Origin of the sequence: Pseudomonas syringae pv. coryli str. NCPPB 4273 (genome assembly GCF_000972175.1) — a bacterium.
Lineage (GTDB): Bacteria > Pseudomonadota > Gammaproteobacteria > Pseudomonadales > Pseudomonadaceae > Aquipseudomonas > Aquipseudomonas syringae.
In genome coordinates this window covers 69367-89382 of record NZ_AWQP01000019.1, presented here as the reverse complement: position 1 = coordinate 89382, position 20016 = coordinate 69367, and the positions used below count along the sequence as shown (strand labels likewise).

Annotated in this window: 13 protein-coding genes; 7 read left to right on the top strand and 6 right to left on the bottom strand. The window is 59.2% G+C overall.

What is annotated here, in order from left to right:
- Positions 1–249 precede the first annotated feature (249 nt).
- The 3 genes from dbpA to yccS all read left to right on the top strand — a co-directional run bounded on the left by dbpA (position 250) and on the right by yccS (position 5421).
- Positions 250–1629, top strand: a complete 1380-nt coding sequence (gene dbpA, locus P406_RS09500; RefSeq protein WP_046236047.1) for an ATP-dependent RNA helicase DbpA — start codon at positions 250–252, stop codon at positions 1627–1629.
- A gap of 277 nt (positions 1630–1906) precedes the next feature.
- A complete protein-coding gene (locus P406_RS09495; RefSeq protein ID WP_046236046.1) occupies positions 1907–3085 on the top strand; it encodes a BaiN/RdsA family NAD(P)/FAD-dependent oxidoreductase in 1179 nt (392 codons plus the stop codon).
- Positions 3086–3222: 137 nt separating this feature from the next.
- Positions 3223–5421, top strand: a complete 2199-nt coding sequence (yccS, locus tag P406_RS09490; RefSeq protein WP_032697710.1) for a YccS family putative transporter — start codon at positions 3223–3225, stop codon at positions 5419–5421.
- Here the strand turns inward: yccS and P406_RS09485 are convergent.
- Positions 5384–6139 carry a substrate-binding periplasmic protein gene (locus tag P406_RS09485; protein ID WP_003414394.1) on the bottom strand — a complete coding sequence of 252 codons (756 nt, stop codon included), beginning with the start codon at positions 6137–6139 and terminating at the stop codon, positions 5384–5386. The two genes, yccS and P406_RS09485, sit on opposite strands and share 38 nt — an antisense overlap.
- 228 nt (positions 6140–6367) lie before the next feature.
- On the opposite strand from P406_RS09485, the gene P406_RS09480 reads away from it, so the two are divergent.
- Positions 6368–6826 carry a GNAT family N-acetyltransferase gene (locus P406_RS09480; RefSeq protein WP_002551760.1) on the top strand — a complete coding sequence of 153 codons (459 nt, stop codon included), beginning with the start codon at positions 6368–6370 and terminating at the stop codon, positions 6824–6826.
- 7 nt (positions 6827–6833) lie between these two features.
- Here P406_RS09480 and P406_RS09475 read toward each other — a convergent pair whose 3' ends face one another.
- Genes P406_RS09475 through P406_RS09465 form a run of 3 tightly spaced genes read right to left on the bottom strand, consistent with a single transcriptional unit; the run spans position 6834 to position 9852 of the window.
- Positions 6834–7130 (bottom strand): winged helix-turn-helix domain-containing protein, encoded by a 297-nt coding sequence (locus tag P406_RS09475; protein ID WP_046236099.1) that lies wholly within the window; start codon positions 7128–7130, stop codon positions 6834–6836.
- Positions 7131–7156: 26 nt separating this feature from the next.
- On the bottom strand, positions 7157–7681 hold the full coding sequence (locus P406_RS09470; protein WP_004409397.1) for a M48 metallopeptidase family protein: 525 nt from the start codon (positions 7679–7681) through the stop codon (positions 7157–7159).
- 32 nt (positions 7682–7713) lie between these two features.
- Positions 7714–9852, bottom strand: a complete 2139-nt coding sequence (locus tag P406_RS09465; RefSeq protein ID WP_003414388.1) for a two-component system response regulator — start codon at positions 9850–9852, stop codon at positions 7714–7716.
- Between the two features lie 316 nt (positions 9853–10168).
- Here P406_RS09465 and P406_RS09460 point away from each other — a divergent pair, with 316 nt between their 5' ends.
- Positions 10169–10840 (top strand): polysaccharide lyase family 7 protein, encoded by a 672-nt coding sequence (locus tag P406_RS09460; RefSeq protein WP_003414386.1) that lies wholly within the window; start codon positions 10169–10171, stop codon positions 10838–10840.
- A gap of 83 nt (positions 10841–10923) precedes the next feature.
- Here the strand turns inward: P406_RS09460 and putP are convergent, their stop codons facing one another.
- A complete protein-coding gene (putP, locus tag P406_RS09455) occupies positions 10924–12411 on the bottom strand; it encodes a sodium/proline symporter PutP (protein WP_046236045.1) in 1488 nt (495 codons plus the stop codon).
- Positions 12412–12859: 448 nt separating this feature from the next.
- On the opposite strand from putP, the gene putA reads away from it, so the two are divergent.
- Positions 12860–16813, top strand: coding sequence for a trifunctional transcriptional regulator/proline dehydrogenase/L-glutamate gamma-semialdehyde dehydrogenase (gene putA, locus P406_RS09450; protein WP_046236044.1), 3954 nt, complete (start codon positions 12860–12862; stop codon positions 16811–16813).
- 274 nt (positions 16814–17087) lie between these two features.
- Here putA and P406_RS09445 read toward each other — a convergent pair whose 3' ends face one another.
- A complete protein-coding gene (locus P406_RS09445; protein WP_046236043.1) occupies positions 17088–17954 on the bottom strand; it encodes a syringactin in 867 nt (288 codons plus the stop codon).
- Positions 17955–18196: 242 nt separating this feature from the next.
- On the opposite strand from P406_RS09445, the gene P406_RS09440 reads away from it, so the two are divergent.
- Positions 18197–19999, top strand: coding sequence for an acyl-CoA dehydrogenase (locus P406_RS09440; protein WP_046236042.1), 1803 nt, complete (start codon positions 18197–18199; stop codon positions 19997–19999).
- The last annotated feature ends 17 nt before the right edge of the window (positions 20000–20016 follow it).

Here is a 20016-nt window from a genome sequence, read left to right as displayed (position 1 = left end):
CACGCTCGAACCTCAACCCCGCCCTCCAGCGGGGATTTTTTTGTCTGGCTATCGTGCCCATGCTCCGCGCTCATTGCTGGATCCTGTGGGAGTGACCGGGGCGGCGATCCGCATTGCTCACGAACCATCTTCTGGGACTGTAAGAGCCCCTTCGCGAGCAAGCTCGCTCCCACGACCTTTATCGTCGGTGCCAGGTCTGACTGGCGGGTGATACACTACGCGACATTTTTGTTTTGCAGGTTCACCGTCGTGACTAACACCGCTTTCAATTCTCTGCCTCTGTCCGCTGCCATGCTGGCTAACCTGGAGTCGCTTGGTTATGCCGAAATGACACCGATTCAGGCGCAGAGCCTGCCGGTGATCCTCAAGGGCATGGACCTGATCGCGCAAGCCAAGACCGGCAGCGGCAAGACCGCTGCGTTCGGCATCGGCCTGCTCAACCCGATCAACCCGCGTTTCTTCGGTTGCCAGGCACTGGTCATGTGCCCGACCCGCGAACTGGCGGATCAGGTGGCCAAGGAAATCCGCCGTCTGGCGCGCTCCGAGGACAACATCAAGGTCCTGACCCTGTGTGGCGGCGTTTCGTTCGGCCCGCAGATCGGCTCGCTGGAGCATGGCGCGCACATCATCGTCGGTACCCCGGGTCGCATACAGCAGCATTTGCGCAAGGGCTCGCTGGTCCTGGACGGCCTTAACACGCTGATTCTCGATGAAGCTGACCGCATGCTGGACATGGGTTTCTACGACGCCATCGCCGACATCATCGAGCAGACCCCGCAGCGCCGTCAGACCCTGCTGTTCTCGGCGACCTACCCGGTTGGCATCAAGCAGTTGTCCTCGAAATTCATGCGTGATCCACAGACCGTGAAGGTCGAGGCACTGCACGCCGACAGCCAGATCGAGCAGATTTTCTACGAGATCTCCCCGGAGCAGCGCCTGGAAGCCGTGGTCAAGGTACTCGGCCATTTCCGTCCGACGTCCTGCGTGGCGTTCTGCTTCACCAAGCAGCAGGTGCAGGAAGTGGTCGATCACCTGACCGCCAAGGGCATGTCTGCCGTCGGCCTGCATGGCGATCTGGAACAGCGTGACCGTGATCAGGTGCTGGCGATGTTCGCCAACCGCAGCACCTCGGTACTGGTCGCCACCGACGTGGCCGCGCGCGGTCTGGATATCGACGCGCTGGACATGGTGATCAACGTCGAACTGGCGCGTGATTCGGAAATCCACATCCACCGCGTCGGCCGTACCGGCCGCGCGGGCGAGAAAGGCATCGCGGTCAGCCTGGTGGCTCCGTCGGAAAGCCAGCGCGCCCGTGCCATCGAAGAATTGCAGAAAGCGCCGTTGAACTGGCAGCAATACGACAGACTGAGCATCAAGGAAGGCGGCAAGCTGCTGCCCGCCATGACCACGCTGTGCATCGGCTCGGGCCGCAAGGACAAGCTGCGTCCAGGCGACGTCCTCGGCGCATTGACCGGCGAGGCAGGCATCCCGGGCACTCAGGTCGGCAAGATCGCGATTTTCGACTTCCAGGCCTACGTTGCCGTCGAGCGCAGCATGGCCAAACAGGCCCTGGAGCGTTTGAACAACGGCAAGATCAAGGGCAAGTCGCTGCGCGTGCGGATTTTGTAAAGTTTATCGTTGACCCTGATAGTCCCTACACTCCACGCCGAGCGTCATATACAGGCCCCGAAGGTCCTGAAAACGCGGTTTTCAGGCTTCTGCCCGCAGGGCGTAGGAGCGAACTTGTTCGCGAAGACGGTAGTTCAGACGATAAATTTTCGGAGAACCTACCGGCCCTTTCGCGAACAAGTTCGCTCCCACGGCCTTCGGCCAGAAAAAAAGGCTTGTGCATAGCTTGGCGCGGAGCATGGGAACGATCGTGACCTGAAGATCGAGGAACCACGCTGTGCCCGTTACTGACGTTGTAATCATTGGCGCCGGCGCTGCCGGTCTGATGTGTGCGTTCACCGCTGCCGCTCGCGGGCGCAAGGTGATGTTGATCGACCACGCCAACAAACCCGGCAAGAAGATCCTGATGTCCGGTGGCGGGCGGTGCAACTTCACCAATATGTACACCGAGCAGGCCAACTTCCTGTCGCAGAACCCGCATTTCTGCAAATCGGCCCTGGCCCGCTACACCCAATGGGATTTCATCGCGATGGTCGCCAAGCATGGCGTGCCTTATCACGAGAAAAAACTCGGCCAGCTGTTTTGCGACAACAAGTCCAGCGACATTCTGGAAATGCTTCTGGAAGAGTGCCGCCAGGCCGGTGTCAGCCTGCACATGGACACCTCCGTACAGCAGATCGAAAAGACCGACGCCGGCTACAGCCTGCAGACCACGCTGGGCACCCTGAACTGCCAGTCGCTGGTGATTGCCACGGGCGGGCTGTCGATTCCGACGCTGGGCGCCACCGGTTTTGGCTATCAGGTCGGCAAGCAGTTCGGCCACACGCTGCTGCCGACCCGCGCCGGGCTGGTGCCGTTCACCATCACCGATCAGCTCAAGGAGCTGTGCACCGAGCTGTCAGGCACCTCGGTGGATTGTCTGGTGAGCTGCAACGACACCAGCTTCCGCGAAAACATTCTGTTCACCCACCGCGGCCTCAGTGGCCCGGCGATCCTGCAGATCTCCTCGTTCTGGCAGCCCGGTGACACCGTGGAGATCAACCTGCTGCCCGATCATGACGTGCCTGCCTGGCTCAACCAGCAGCAGGCCGAGCGCCCCAACAGTGAACTGAAAACCCTGCTGGGCGAGATGTTCACCAAGAAGATGGCCAACCTGATCGCCGAACACTGGTTCGTTTCCAGACCGATGAAGCAGTACACCCACGCCGAACTGGCCGAGATCGCCGAAAAGCTGGCGAGCTGGCAGGTGGTCCCGGCGGGCACCGAGGGTTATCGCACGGCCGAAGTGACGCTGGGCGGTATCGACACCCGCGAAGTGTCATCCAAGACCATGGAGTCGCTGAAAGCCCCCGGCCTATATTTCGTGGGCGAAGTGCTGGACGTGAGCGGTCATCTGGGCGGTTTCAACTTTCAGTGGGCGTGGGCGTCGGCCTATGCTGCTGCACACTACGTGTGACGTAGTCGCTGATACGCAACATCTCGACACGGCAAACCGGTATAAATTTTGCGAGGCGGATGTACAGCCAGTCATTTGGTCTGTACATATCCTCCTGCACGATCGATCAATTGCGAACAGGGCCGTCAAGCTAACCCATGGCATCGAAATCTCTCCGTCATACATTCCGTCGATTGTGGGCGCTGGATAAATTCAGCTATAGCGTTCGAGTCTTTATCGCACTGACCGGCAGCATGGCGCTGTGCTGGTATCAAAATGAAATGGCGTTACTGATCCCGCTGTTTCTGGGGATTATTGCCTGCGCCCTGGCCGAGACCGACGACAGCTGGCAGGGCCGACTCAACGCACTGGCCGTGACACTGGTGTGTTTCAGCATCGCCGCCCTCGCCGTCGAACTGCTCTTCCCCTACCCCATTCTGTTTGTCTGTTCACTGGCGCTGGCCAGCTTCTGCCTGACCATGCTGGGTGCGCTGGGTGAACGCTATGGCGCGATTGCCTACGGCACGTTGATCCTTTCGGTCTACACCATGATCGGCGTCGATCAGCGTGGCGGTGAAGTGCTGGACTTCTGGCATGAACCGATGCTGCTGGTGGCGGGCGCAGCCTGGTACGGCCTGCTGTCGGTGCTGTGGCAGATGCTGTTTGCCAACCAGCCGGTGCAACAGGCGCTGGCGCGACTGTTTCGTGAGCTGGGCCAGTACCTGAAACTCAAGTCGACCCTGTTCGAACCGATTCGCACGCTCAACGTGGAGGCCCGCCGTCTGGAACTGGCGCAGCAGAACGGCAAAGTGGTCGCCGCGCTGAACTCCACCAAGGAAATCATCCTGCACCGCGTCGGCAGCGGCCGCCCCGGTTCCAAGGTCAGCCGCTACCTGAAGCTGTACTTCATCGCCCAGGACATCCACGAGCGCGCCAGCTCGTCGCATTACCCCTACAACTCACTGGCCGATGCGTTTTTCCACAGCGACGTGCTGTTCCGCTGCCAGCGCCTGCTGCGCCAACAGGGCGCTGCCTGCCAGGCGCTGTCAGAATCCATCCAGCTGCGGCAGCCGTTCGTGTATGACCCAAGCTTCGCCGAAGCCATGGAAGACCTGCACGCGTCCCTTGAGCACCTGCGCATCCAGAGCAACCCTGCTTGGCGCGGCCTGCTGCGTTCGCTGCGCGCGCTGGCCGCCAACCTCGGCACCCTGGATCGTCTGATCAGCGACGCCAGCAACCCGGACGCCGTGGCCGATGCCACCGACAGCAGCCTGCTGGACCGCTCGCCGCGCAACCTCAAGGATGTCTGGACACGCCTGCGCCTGCAGATGACCCCGACTTCGCTGCTGTTTCGTCACGCGCTACGACTGCCGCTGGCATTGACCATCGGTTACGCGATGGTGCACCTGATCCACCCGTCACAGGGCTACTGGATCATTCTGACCACGGTGTTCGTCTGCCAGCCCAGCTACGGCGCCACCCGGCTCAAGCTCGGCCAGCGGATCATCGGCACCGCGATTGGCCTGACGGTCGGCTGGGTGCTGTTCGATCTGGTCACCAGCCCGATTCTGCAATCGATGTGCGCCGTGCTGGCCGGGGTGGTGTTCTTCGTCAATCGCACCACGCGCTACACCCTGTCGACCGCCGCCATCACGGTGATGGTGCTGTTCTGCTTCAATCAGGTCGGCGACGGTTACGGCCTGTTCCTGCCCCGGCTGTTCGATACGTTGCTGGGCAGCCTTATCGCCGGCCTCGCAGTGTTCCTGTTTCTGCCGGACTGGCAGGGACGGCGCCTGAACAAGGTGCTGGCCAACACCCTGACCTGCAACAGCATCTACCTGCGGCAGATCATGCAACAGTACGCCAAGGGCAAGAGTGACGACCTGGCCTACCGACTGGCGCGGCGCAACGCCCACAATGCTGACGCCGCGCTGTCGACCACGCTGGCCAACATGCTCATGGAGCCCGGCCACTTCCGCAAGGAGGCCGACGTCGGCTTTCGCTTTCTGGTGCTGTCACACACGCTGCTCAGCTACCTTTCAGGCCTCGGCGCGCACCGTGATACGCAGTTGCCGAGCGATGTCCGCGAACACCTGATCGATAACGTCGGTGCCACACTGGCCGCCAGCATCGACGAGATCGCTGCAGGGCTGGCCGAGAAGAAGCCGGTTGCGGTACAGAGCGATGTCGAGGAAGAGCTGGCCGCACAACTGGAGCAACTGCCCGAAGACATGGACGAAAGTCAGCGACTGGTGCAGGCCCAACTGGCGCTGATCTGCCGCCAGCTGGCCCCGCTGCGTACCCTCGCCGCGCACTTGATCAAAGCTCCGGAGACTGCTGCAACCCATGCAGTCTGAGCAGTTCATCGTAGGTGCCATCCGCTTTCATGGCGGTAATTTCGCGATCGAAGTCGGCGACGATCTTGTCGTGGTGGGGATTTTTCAGGCTGACCAGAATATGCAGGCTGTTCTCGCTCAACGAGCCCGGTAGAAACTCGACCCGGTCACGCACCTCGTCCGGCTCCATCGCCAGGTTGTAACGGGCCACGTATTCGTCTTCCAGGGTCAGGTCGACACGCTCGGCGGCAAGCATGCGTATGGCGGTGGAGAAGTTTTGCACCGGGACTTTCTGCAGCTCGGTGTCGTTGTCAAACGCAGGGGCATAAGCGTAACCCCGGACCACTGCGATGACGTACCTGTGCAATTGCTCATGGGTCAGGGTGCCAATCGGCGAGTCCTTGCGCTTGATGAAGCGCACCCGATTGAGCAGGTATTGTGCAGAAAACTGGCCAACTTTCGTACGCTCCTCGCTGAACCAGGCATTGATCAATACATCATGACGCCCCTGGCTCAAGCCCAGCATCGCTCGCGCCCATGGCACTTGCTCGTACAGCGTGGTGTACCCGGCACGGCGTAGCGCCGTATTGACGATATCGGTCGCCAACCCGCCGTTGAGCAGCAGCGCGTCGGTAAAGGGAGGCCAGGGGTCGGCTACAAGACGCAGCTTTTCAGCTGCGTTGGCCTGCGCCATTAGCAGAACGACCAGCAACCCCACCGCTCGAAGCGACTGCGACATGCTCAGGTTCCTGAAAGGGGCGGCATACCCAATTTAATCCTATCGGCAGGGAAACGCTCGCGCGTTAAAGCGCCTGCCGTTTTTAATTGAAGACCTCAAGCAGGCAGTAGACAAGCCGGGCAAGCAACATGCTCAACCGGCGCAGCATTCATAACGTTGACGGCGTTTATTGGGAATGTCGCCGGATACGTTTAGACTTCGCTTCTGGTTTCCCTGCGAGTCTGCGACATGTCTATCAAATGGATCTGCAAACATCACACCGAGCTGAGCATCCAGCAGCTCTATGCCGTGCTGCAACTGCGTGCCGAGGTGTTTGTGGTCGAGCAGCAATGCGTGTATCTGGACGTCGACGGACAGGACCTGACGGGCGACACCTGCCACCTGATGGCGTGGCAGGAAGACAAGCTGGTCGCCTACCTGCGTTTGCTCGACCCCATCCAGCAAGGCGGCGACGTGACCATCGGCCGCGTGGTGACAGCGCCTTCGATTCGCAGCAGGGGCATCGGCCATGAACTGATGGAGCAGGCCCTGGAGAACGCCGAACGCAAATGGCCCGACCAGCCCATCTATCTATCGGCCCAGGCGCATCTGCAAGGCTATTACAGCCGCTACGGCTTCAATCCGGTGGGCGAGGTCTACCTGGAAGACGACATTCCGCATATCGGCATGCGTCGCGATCTGGACTGAAAACCGCTCAGGGGTACTCCAGCACAGCCTTGATGCGCGGCAGATTGTCGGCGATCCAACCCTTGTCAACGGCGCCCCAGTCACGGATCCGGTAGCTGCCGGCGTGATTGCGGCCGCCTTCGAGCTGCTCGAAGTCACACACAATGTCCAGATCGGCAAGCGCACTGATAGTGTCCTGCGCGGTACGACGCGGCATGCCGGTTGCCGCCATCAGTTCAGGGACACTGCTGGCGACCTGTGAATCGATCAGGTACGCCACGTACAGGCGGCGATAGAAACTGCTTTTGGTCTTGCTGACCTGCATCGTCGAATCCTTTTTCAGTGCCTGGCTCAGCATGGCGCTCGTGCGGCCTGCAGATCGCGGTACGTCAGGTACACGCGCAAATCGAATTCCAGTTGGTGATAACCGGGCAACATGTGCTCGCACAACTGGTAGAACGCCTTGTTGTGGTCCGACTCACGAAAATGAGCCAGTTCGTGCACCACGATCATTTTCAGAAACTCCGGCGGCGCTTCCTTGAACAGCGCGGCCACACGAATCTCGTTACTGGCCTTGAGCTTGCCACCCTGCACTCTGGATATCTTGGTGTGCAGGCCCAGCGCGCGATGGGTCAGGTCCAGGCGATTGTCGAAAAGAACCTTCTTGATGGCTGGCGCGTTGCGCAGGTGATCCTGCTTGAGCGCCAGCGCATAGGCGTAAAGGGCCTTGTCGCTCTGGACCTGATGCCGCGCGGGGTAGCGCTGCTGTAGATAATCCGCCAGACGATCCTCGGCAATCAGCTGCTGCACCTGATCCTGCAGGGCCTGCGGATAGGCCTGCAGGTATTTGAGCGGAGCATGGCTGGACGCAGTCATGGGGCCTTTGCATGAGATCGAAAAACGCCATTCTACAACAATCTGCTCTGCCTCAAGCCCGCCACGTCAAAGTGCCCGGGAAAGCGCAACGCGTCCTCCGGCACCATCGGATGAGCGATCAGAAAGCCCTGTATGACCTGACAGCCGTTGTCGGCCAGCCATTGATACTGCTCGGCTGTCTCGACGCCTTCGGCAATGACCAGCATATCGAGGTTGCGGCTCAGGTCGATGATACTGCTGGCCATCGCCGCCTCGCGCTTTGATCCGACGATGTTGGCCACAAAACGCCTGTCCAGCTTCAAGGTGTCGAGTTGCAGATTGCGCAGGTGCGACAGCGAGCATTCGCCCGTACCGAAGTCGTCGAGCGCAATGCGCACACCGACGTCATGCAGCAACTTCAGCTGTTTATGGCTGTGTGTCAGGTTGTTGACCAAAGCGGTTTCAGTGATTTCCACCTCGATCTGCCCCGGCTTCAGCTCGAAGCGATCCATGGCGCGTTTCAATTCCGAAGCCAGATTGGGCAGACAGAATTGCGTGGGACTGACGCAGACACTCAGCACCATGTCAGGCGCGAAGATCCGGCTCCATGCCTGACGCTGCTCGGCGCCCTGATCAAATATCCAGCTGCCGAGCCGGTTGATCAGTCGGGTCTCTTCCAGCAGCGGAATGAACAGCGCAGGCGGCACCTCTCCGACCGCAGGATGCTGCCAGCGCAGCAAAGCCTCGAAACCCCGCAAGCGACCATCCGCCACGTGAATCTGGGGCTGGTACACCACTGAAAAATCCCGGCCGTCGATGGCCGTACGCACGCTTTCCTCAAGCATCAGTCGCGAGCGGGCGCGCCCGTTCATGTTCTGATCATAGAACCGATATTGCTGCCGTCCGGCACGCTTGGCTTCGTACATGGCGATATCTGCCGCGCGCAGCAGACCGTCCAGATTCGAGCCGCAGTCCGGAAAGGTTGCAATGCCGACGCTGGCACCCAGCGTGATCTCGACGCCGTCGACCTGACGTCTTCCGGATACGCGCTCAATGAGCTTTTCGGCGATCTTGGCCGCCTGTTCGGGGTAATCGAGCCCGTCGATCACCACCGTGAACTCGTCGCCGCCGATGCGCGCCAGCACATCGTAGGGGCGCATGCTGTCCTTGAACTGCTCGGCGACCCAGAGCAATACCTGATCACCCGCTTCATGGCCCAGCGCATCATTGATCTGCTTGAAGCCATCCAGATCCATGAACAGCACGACCAGGTATTTATCGGCCCGCTCGTTGCGCAACAGCATGCTTTCAACGGCCTGATAAAGCCCTCGGCGATTGAGCAGGCCTGTCAATGCATCGGTGACGGCCTGTTTTTCAAGTTGCTGATAAAGATCACGGACCACCGACATATCGAGAACCGTCAGCACCATTGCTTTCTGTTCGGCAGGCAGCGCCGCGCAGGACAACGCCACTGGCAGTTGCGTGCCTTGCGCCGTACGCAGAATGGCGTCGTGCACCCGATAGGTGTCGGACTTGCGATAGTGCTGATAGAAACCAGAATCCAGCCAGTGGCCCACCTTCGGCTCGATGATGTAGTCCAGCACCTGGGTGCCGCGAAGGTGATCGACCGAGGTGTTCAATAACTGGCAGATAGCCGGGTTGGCAAAGCTGATAGTGCCCGCTTCGTCAACGACCAGAATACCTTCGGCGACGTTGGCCAGCACCGATGCATTGAACGCACGAGCCGATTCCAGCTCCAGCGACAGCTGTTGCAGCGCACGGCGATTGCGCTGCTGTTCAAGCAGGGTCTGCACCTTGGGCTTGAGCACATTAGGGTCGAAGGGTTTGAACAGATAATCCGTCGCACCATTCGCATAGCCCTTCTGCACCGCATCCTGGGTCTGCTCATTGGCGGTGAGAAATATAATCGGCGTCAGGCGGGTACGCTGACTGCCGCGCATCAGCCGCGCGACCTCGAAACCGTCCATGCCCGGCATTTGCACATCCAGCAAAACCAGGTCGACTTCCTGCTCGAGAAGTACGGTCAATGCTTCAATTCCGGAACTTGCAGTCACGATGTGCCAGTCCGTTCTTTGCAGAACAGCGCACATCGTCACCAGATTCTCCGGGTAATCATCTACAACAAGTAAAACTGAAGAGCCATCATCTGGCTGGGTTGGCACGCGTTCCATGCTGCTTCTCTTTGTGGGCATGACGCCTGAGACTCAGGACGACCGTCATACTTTGGAATAACTCTAGCCTCGTCTCGCCAAAAGCAGAAGCAAGGCGCCTCTTCCCTACTGTCAAAGTTCGATCTAGCCGACTAACGGTCATTCTCTACACCCCTTGCAGGCTCTGCCCTGCAGAAGAAGTGACAGCACTTTGACGCCATCCGTTCGACATTTTTTTATTAACAAATTGTCCTACGAGCCGTATAAAAGTCGGCTGAAGCCTCGCGCCAGAGGCTTTTCCATGAGCGATACAAAGACATTTACGGACGGAGACAAAATGGTAGATCTTGGATCGTGGAATCTCAGCATCCCGGTGGGGTCACCCCCCAAGACCATCGAAACCGCTCAGTTAGTAAAAGGCTACGACGGTAAATATTTCAAATCCAAAACCGACTCCATTGTGTTCTGGTCGCCCGTCACCGGCACTAAAACCGAGAACGCCAAATATTCCCGTAGCGAACTTCGGGAAACGTGGTCCGACGGTTCGCTGCATAACTGGGTATATCCGGATGCCGACAACTATCTGAACGCCAAACTGGAAGTCGATCAGGTACCTTCCACCGGCAAGGTGGTCATCGGACAAATACACGCATACGAGAGCACAGAGCCGCTCCTGAAAGTCGAGTTTCAATACAAGGAAGACACCAAGACCGGCGATATCGTTGCAAAAGTTCGCAACCGCTATGACGATGACGAAAGCAAGGTTTACACCATCGTAGAAGGGGTGAAGCTGAATGAGACATTCAATTACGTCATTCACCTGAGCAAAGGCGGCAAACTGTCCGTCAGCGCCAAGGATCAGGACTGGAGCACGCGCATCAGCGAGACCTGGCGGGACAAGCCTCTGTACTTCAAGGCGGGGGTGTATACCCAAGACAATACCGGATACACCTCGGAGGGCGGCAAGGCGACGTTCTACAACCTCGACATCGATCACAACCAGAGCTGACCGGCACGCTGCTCCCGGCGCACATACAGAACGGCCCGCGCTTCACGAAGAAGAACGGGCCGTTTGTGTTTCAGTCAGACCTCTCAGCGGTTGGCTTTGAAATCCTGCTCGGCTGCCAGGAAACGGGTCTGCATGGATGCAGAAGCAGGCTTGCCGATCAGGCTGAACACCACGATGGCGATGCTGGCCAGAATGAACCCGGGGATGATTTCATACAGCCCCATCGTACTGAACTGTTTCCAGAGCACCACGGTGGCCGCACCCACAATGACCCCGGCCAGAGCGCCGTTACGGGTCATGCCCTTCCACAGCACCGAAATCAGCACCACAGGGCCGAAAGCTGCGCCGAAACCGGCCCAGGCGTAACTCACCAGGCCCAGCACGCGGTTTTCGGGATTGGCCGCCAACAGAATGGCAATGATCGCGATCAGCAGCACCATTGCCCGACCGACCCAGACCAGCTCGATCTGCGAAGCGCTTTTGCGCAGATAAGCCTTGTAGAAGTCCTCGGTCAACGCGCTGGAGCACACCAGCAACTGGCAGCTCAGCGTACTCATCACCGCAGCCAGAATGGCCGACAGCAGCACGCCCGCAACCCATGGGTTGAACAGCAGCTTGGCCAGCTCGATGAACACCCGCTCCGGGTTTTCAGTCACCGGCCCGGCAACATCCGGGTGCGCCGAGAAATAGGCGATGCCGAAGAAACCCACCGCCACGGTGCCGCCCAGGCACAGGATCATCCAGGCCATGGAGATGCGTCGGGCGCTGGCAATCGACTTGACCGAATCGGCCGCCATGAAGCGTGCCAGGATATGTGGCTGACCGAAATAGCCCAGGCCCCAGCCGAGCAGGGAAATGATGCCGATGAAAGTCGTGTTCTTGAACATGTCGAAGCTGGTCGGATCTTTCGCTTCAATGGCCAGAAAGGTGGTATCGACGCCGCCCGTTGCCAGCAGGACGATGATCGGCGTGAGGATCAGCGCGAAGATCATCAGCGTGGCCTGCACGGTGTCTGTCCAGCTCACTGCGAGGAAACCACCGACGAAAGTGTAGGCGATGGTCGCCGCAGCACCGGCCCACAGGGCGGTTTCGTAGGACATGCCGAAGGTGCTTTCAAACAGACGCGCCCCCGCAACGATGCCCGAGGCGCAATAGATGGTGAAGAACACCAGAATCACGATGGCCGAGATGATGCGCAGCAGGCCGCTGCTGTCTTCGAAACGGCTGCTGAAGTAATCCGGCAGGGTCAGCGCGTCGCCGTTGTGCTCTGTCTGCACACGCAGACGGCCAGCCACGAACAGCCAGTTCAGGTAGGCGCCGATGATCAGGCCGATGGCGATCCAGCTTTCCGACAGGCCGGACATGTAGATGGCACCGGGCAAGCCCATCAACAGCCAGCCGCTCATGTCAGAGGCACCTGCTGAAAGAGCGGTGACCACGCTGCCAAGACTGCGTCCGCCGAGGATGTAATCTGAAAGGTTGTTGGTAGAGCGATAGGCCATCAGGCCGATCAATACCATTGCCGCTATATAGATCACGAACGTGATCAAGGTAGGGTTGCTGACACTCATGAGTTCTGCCTTGGCATTATTTTTATGTTGGCACCCGATGCCAAAGGGAATGGCGACCGATATTCGGCACATCCCTGCTTTTGCACCCGACACCGCGTTGACTGATCGCTCCGCAAGGATTGGCAATCAATGACTGGCGGTTGCACCGCAGGAACGAATCCTATTAAACAAAGCAAACAAGGTGCAACCCATTTCATCCTGCAAGTTGCACCTGTTACAAAAAACCTGACGCAGATGCATTTACGCGCCATTTTAGGGCGTTTTCGATGCAATCTACAAAAAATCGCGCACCAGCATTGAGCGTAGCGCTGTTTTTATGAGCTGCTCGCCAGGAGCGTCACAAAATATTCTCCAAATCGGGTTGCACCCGGTTGCACCTCACCCCGTCCCGAGGCTAATCTGCGCCAAAGCCGATGCCACCTCCGCGTGGCTATAAAGAGGACAACACATGGCCACCACCACTCTTGGCGTCAAACTTGACGACCCTACCCGCGAGCGATTGAAAGCCGCAGCCCACTCCATCGACCGTACACCGCACTGGTTGATCAAGCAGGCGATTTTCAATTACCTGGAAAAGCTCGAGAGTGGTGCAACCCTGTTGGAGCTCAATGGGTCTGCCGGGAAGGAAAACGATGACCGCGGCGAGCTGGCAGAAGACGCGGGGCTGCAATGCTTCCTGGATTTTGCCGAGAGCATTCAACCGCAATCCGTATTACGTGCAGCCATTACTTCCGCCTACCGTCGCCCCGAGCAGGAAGTGGTGCCGATGCTGCTCGAGCAGGCGCGCCTGAGCGCCCCGGTTGCCGAAGCCACCAACAAGATGGCCGCGTCGATTGCAGAGAAACTGCGTAACCAGAAAAGCGCGGGCGGTCGCGCAGGCATCGTTCAAGGCCTGTTGCAGGAGTTTTCACTGTCCTCTCAGGAGGGCGTTGCGCTGATGTGCCTGGCCGAAGCGCTGCTGCGTATTCCGGACAAGGGCACCCGCGATGCGTTGATTCGCGACAAGATAAGCAACGGCAACTGGCAGCCGCACCTGGGCAACAGCCCGTCGCTGTTCGTCAACGCCGCCACCTGGGGCCTGCTGCTCACCGGCAGACTGGTTGCCACTCACAATGAGGCGGGCCTTACGTCCTCGTTGAGCCGCATCATCGGCAAAAGCGGCGAACCGATGATCCGCAAGGGCGTCGACATGGCCATGCGCCTGATGGGCGAGCAGTTCGTCACCGGCGAAACCATCGGTGAAGCCCTGGCCAATGCCAGCCGCTTCGAAGCCAAGGGCTTCCGCTATTCCTACGACATGCTGGGTGAAGCGGCGCTGACCGAACATGACGCGCAGAAGTACCTGGCGTCCTACGAGCAGGCCATCCACTCCATCGGCAAGGCCTCCCACGGTCGCGGCATCTACGAAGGCCCGGGGATTTCCATCAAGCTGTCGGCACTGCATCCACGCTATAGCCGCGCCCAGTACGAGCGGGTGATGGATGAGCTGTACCCGCGCCTGCTGTCGCTGACCCTGCTGGCCAAGCAATACGACATCGGTCTGAACATCGACGCCGAAGAAGCCGATCGCCTGGAGCTGTCGCTGGATCTGCTCGAGCGCCTGTGTTTCGAACCACAGCTCACCGGCTGGAACGGCATCGGCTTCGTGATTCAGGCGTATCAGAAGCGCTGCCCTTACGTGATCGATTACGTGATCGACCTGGCACGCCGCAGCCGCCATCGTCTGATGATCCGCCTGGTCAAGGGCGCTTACTGGGACAGCGAGATCAAGCGCGCCCAGGTCGAAGGCCTGGAAGGCTATCCGGTGTACACGCGCAAGGTGTACACCGACGTGTCCTACATCGCCTGCGCCCGCAAACTGCTCGCGGCACCGGAAGTCATCTATCCACAATTCGCTACGCACAACGCCCATACCCTGGCGGCCATCTACCAGATTGCCGGTCAGAATTATTACCCCGGCCAGTATGAATTCCAGTGCCTGCACGGCATGGGCGAGCCGTTGTACGAGCAGGTCGTGGGCAAAGTCGCCGACGGCAAACTGAATCGTCCTTGCCGCGTGTACGCCCCGGTCGGCACCCATGAAACACTGCTGGCCTATCTGGTGCGTCGCCTGCTGGAAAACGGCGCCAACACCTCGTTCGTCAACCGGATTGCCGACCACTCGATCTCGATTCAGGAGCTCGTCGCAGATCCGGTCAGCCAGATCGAACGCATGGCAACCCAGGAAGGCGGTTTCGGCCTGCCGCATCAGCGCATTCCGCTGCCGCGTGATCTGTACGGAACCGAACGCGCCAACTCCAGCGGCATCGACATGGCCAACGAGCATCGTCTTGCTTCGCTGTCTTCGGCCCTGCTGGCTACCGCGCACAACGACTGGAAAGCCGCCCCTATGCTGGGCTGCCCGGCCAGCGCTGGCACGCTGAGTGCTGCGCTCAACCCATCGGACCTGCGTGACGTGGTCGGTCATGTACAGGAAGCGTCCCTGCCAGATGTCGATAACGCCATCCAGTGCGCCTTGAGCGCCGGTCCGATCTGGCAGGCCACTCCGCCTGTCGAGCGCGCTGCGATTCTGGAGCGTGCCGCTGACTTGATGGAGGCTGAAATCCAGCCGCTGATGGGCCTGCTGGTCCGTGAAGCGGGCAAGACCTTCGCCAACGCCATCGCCGAAGTGCGCGAAGCCGTGGACTTCCTGCGTTACTACGCCGTGCAGGCGCGCAATGACTTCACCAACGACGGCCATCGTCCGCTGGGGCCGGTGGTCTGCATCAGCCCGTGGAACTTCCCGCTGGCAATTTTCAGTGGTCAGGTGGCTGCTGCACTGGCTGCGGGTAACCCGGTGCTGGCCAAACCTGCCGAGCAGACACCGCTGATCGCCGCACAGGCCGTGCGCCTGCTGCTTGAAGCGGGCATTCCGGAAGGCGTGGTGCAATTGCTGCCGGGTCGCGGCGAAACCGTAGGTGCCGGGCTGGTCGGCGACGAGCGTGTCAAAGGTGTCATGTTCACCGGTTCCACCGAAGTCGCCCGCCTGCTGCAGCGCAACGTGGCAGGTCGCCTCGACTCACAGGGTCGCCCCATTCCGCTGATCGCCGAAACCGGTGGCCAGAACGCGATGATTGTCGACTCTTCGGCGCTGACCGAGCAGGTGGTGATCGACGTGGTGTCCTCGGCATTCGACAGCGCCGGTCAACGCTGCTCGGCACTGCGCGTGCTGTGCCTGCAGGAAGATTCTGCCGACCGCGTCATCGAAATGCTCAAGGGCGCGATGGCCGAGAACCGCCTCGGCAATCCGGAGCGCCTGTCCGTGGACATCGGCCCGGTGATCGACGCAGAGGCCAAGGCCGGTATCGAAAAACACATCCAGGCCATGCGCGACAAGGGCCGCACCGTCTATCAGGTAGCCATCGCCGACAGCGCCGAACTCAAGCGTGGCACTTATGTGATGCCGACCTTGATCGAACTGGAAAGCTTCGATGAGCTGCAACGCGAAATCTTCGGTCCGGTACTGCACGTGGTGCGCTACAAGCGCAAGGAACTCGGCCTGCTGATCGATCAGATCAACGCTTCCGGTTATGGCCTGACCCTGGGCGTGCACACCCGCATCGACGAGACCATCGCCAAGGTCATCGATAACGTCAATGCCGGCAACGTCTACGTCAACCGCAACATCGTCGGCGCCGTGGTGGGTGTTCAGCCATTCGGCGGCGAAGGCCTGTCCGGCACCGGCCCCAAAGCCGGTGGCCCGCTGTACCTGTATCGCCTGCTGTCGACGCGCCCGCAGGACGCTATCGAGAAATCGTTCGTCCGCAGCGATGCGCTGTCTGCACCGGATACGCGCCTGCGTGAAGTCCTCGGCAAGCCGTTACAGGCACTCAAGGCCTGGGCTGCCAGCAATCAGCAAAGCGATCTGGACGCACTGTGCAGTCAATACGCCGAGCAATCACAAAGCGGCATCACCCGCCAGCTGGCTGGCCCGACCGGCGAACGCAACAGCTATGCGATCCTGCCGCGTGAACACGTACTTTGCCTGGCTGACGACGAGAACGATCTGCTGATTCAACTGGCGGCCGTACTGGCGGTCGGCAGCTCTGCCGTGTGGTCGGAAACCGACATCAGCAAACCGCTCCGGGCTCGCCTGCCAAAGGACGTTCAAGCGCGCATCAAGCTGGTACCTGACTGGGCCAAGGACGAAGTCACCTTCGACGCCGTCCTGCACCACGGCGACTCCGATCAGCTACGTGCCATCTGCCAGCAGATCGCACAACGCAGCGGTGCCATCGTCGGCGTCAACGGGCTGTCCCACGGCGAAACCAACGTGCCACTGGAACGCCTGGTGATCGAGCGGGCATTGAGCGTCAACACCGCGGCGGCGGGTGGCAATGCGAGCCTGATGACGATCGGCTGATGCCGTGCGTTAACAGATGACGCGGAGCGTCACGAACGGCATTCCCACGCTGGAGCGTGCGGAACGAGAGGTGTCTGAAAGACACCGACCGTTCCCATGCTCTGCAATGAATATCGTGCCACTCAGCGATGGCACGCAGTTATGGACGCTCTGCGTCAACAATCTTCAAACTGTCGAGAAAGACAAACGTAACCGAGGCGAACCTGCAGTCGTGCAAGATCCAGCAACTGAGGCACTCATGATCAACATTAAATACAGTACGTATAGACCGCCGCTACCACAGCCACGAACATTTCCTATGAACAATACCTGGTCCTGACTCGAGATACTCCCCCCCGCTTATAGCCATGAGGGGGAATTTTTCAAAAACGGCATACATAGCTGCACCTCGCCATGCGGCACTTTCCGGCTTAGGATCAAGCGTCATACCAATCAGTACTCCCTTGGGCGCTTTTTCAGTAATACTCTTTTTAAGCTTCTCATAAAACCCTGACTCATTAACTCTGCTACCTGACAGCACCAGGTTTTTATAAAGCAATGAGCGAATACCAACATCAGTTCTTTGCACAGCCAGCACAATCGTATCGGCCAAGATATTAATAGAATCGTCAGACAGTGCGAGCTGAGGATCGAACGAGCTTCCCCAATTATTTTTGGTCAATTTCAGTGCCGCCGAAGGAAGTAGTACATCCTGAAAAACAGGGTCAACCGTGATGATAGCCGTTTTTTTATCCGTCCTTATTGCGACCCCGTTCACCTCCGGAACCGCTTTACCCTCCAGCGTCGTTTTTGTACGATCCAATGAAAAAAGAATTGCAGAAGCAGCCGACTTCAGAAAAACCCCCTGCAGCCTATATTTGTCGTCGTCAAAGCTTAGATCAAGAAGTTTTTCCTTGCCCGCCTTCGGCATCTTAGATGGGACAACATATATAACCGTCACCTCGTCACTGTCTGACCACTTAAACTTATCCAGCAGTACCGTATCCAACAGCGCTGAAAGTGCCCCCCACTCGACAACCTCTCCCTCTCCATTGAAAAGCTTTTCCGGCACCGGGAGGTCAACACTGGGCACAGCCTCTCCCCTCCAACCTGCCTGAATAGTAGCCGGACTTATATCCATTACAATAACCTTTGAGTCCATAACCCTTCTCCTTGATAGTCGTAGCTCATTAACTTACGCCTATACTCTGAAATAAAAATCGGGCAGGAGAACCTGATAAAAATACCAGTAGTTAGATTTTTTCCGACAACAGATGCGTGGAAAGCTGACGGCCGATTTCCAGGCGTGTCCTTTTTACACCCCCATCACGCTCGTCAATCCTCCTGTTCATCGCGTACGCCCGGCTCTAGACTCGGAAGATTCCAAAAACCAGGTACGCCATCATGTCCGAGTCGCTGCTCAGTTCCCGAAATCTGGCTTTCGAGCTGTATGAAGTGCTGGACGCCGAAGGTCTGACGCGTCGCGAGCGCTTTGCCGAGCATTCGCGGGAAACCTTTGATGCGGCGCTGGGGACGGCGCGCGCCATTGCGGAAAAGTACTTTGCACCGCACAACCGCAAGGCCGACGAAAACGAGCCACGCTATGAAAAGGGCGAAGCCATCCTGATACCGGAAGTCAAACCCGCGATAGACGCGTTTCTCGAGGCCGGCTTTCTCAATGCATCACGCGATTTCGACGCAGGCGGCATGCAGTTGCCTACGCTGCTGTCGCAAGCCTGTTTTGCCCACTTTCAGGCGGCCAATGTCGGCACCACGTCGTATCCGTTCCTGACGATGGGCGCGGCCAATCTGATTGAGAGTTTTGCCGACGACGAGCAGAAGCAGCGTTTTCTGCAACCCATGATCGAAGGACGCTTCTTCGGCACCATGGCGCTGACCGAGCCGCATGCCGGTTCATCGCTGTCAGATATCCGCACACGCGCCGAGCCGGCAGGCGACGGCACTTATCGGTTGCGTGGCAACAAGATATTCATTTCCTGCGGTGATCATTCGCTGTCGGAGAACATCGTGCACATGGTCCTGGCAAAACTGCCGGATGCGCCAGCCGGGGTCAAAGGTATCTCGCTGTTCATCGTGCCCAAGTTTCTGGTCAACGATGACGGCAGCCTCGGCAAACGCAATGATGTACTGCTGGCGGGTCTGTTTCACAAGATGGGCTGGAAAGGCACCACCTCCACCGCGCTGAATTTCGGCGATAACGGTGAGTGTGTCGGCTATCTGGTGGGCAAGCCTCATCATGGCCTGAATTACATGTTCCAGATGATGAACGAAGCGCGTATCGGCGTGGGGCTTGGTGCGGCGATGCTGGGTTATTCCGGCTACCTTTATTCACTGGAGTACGCCCGCGAGCGGCCGCAAGGGCGCTTGCCGGACAGCAAAAGCCCGGACAGCAAACCGGTCCCCATCATTGAGCATGCTGACGTGCGGCGCATGCTGCTGACCCAGAAAGCTTACGTAGAAGGCGCGTTTGACCTGTGCCTGTACGCCTCGCGGCTGTTCGATGACACACAGACCGGCGAAAGCGAAGACGATCGCAAGCACGCGCATGAATTGCTGGACCTGCTGACCCCGGTGGTCAAGTCATGGCCGTCGGAGTTCTGCCTGAAGGCCAACGAACTGGCGATCCAGGTCCTGGGCGGCCACGGTTACACCCGCGAATACCCGGTCGAGCAGTATTACCGGGATAACCGCCTCAATGCGATCCATGAAGGCACTCACGGCATCCAGTCGCTCGACCTGCTTGGCCGCAAGCTGGCGCAGAATGGCGGCACCGGCCTCAAGCAACTGCTGCGCCTGATCTCGGCGACCTGCGAACGCGCCCAGACTCATCAGGCACTCGACGAACTGCGCCAGCCTCTGCAGCAACTGGTCGCACGCGTGCAGGCCGTCACCCTCGGGCTGCTCACCGATCTGGCACAGGGCAAAATCACCAGCACGCTGGCCAACTCGGCGCTGTACCTCAAGGCATTCGGCCATACGGTAGTAGGTTGGCGATGGCTTGAGCAGGCGGTCCGCGCAGAAGAAGGCTTGAGTGGCGGCAATCAGGCCGACGGCGACTTTTACCGCGGCAAACTGCAGGCAGCCCGGTACTTCCTGACGTGGGAAGTACCGGGCTGCCATCACGAACTGGCGATTCTGGAAAGCCGTGATGACACCTGCCTGGCAATGCGCAACGACTGGTTCTGATAAAAACCTGAATAGCG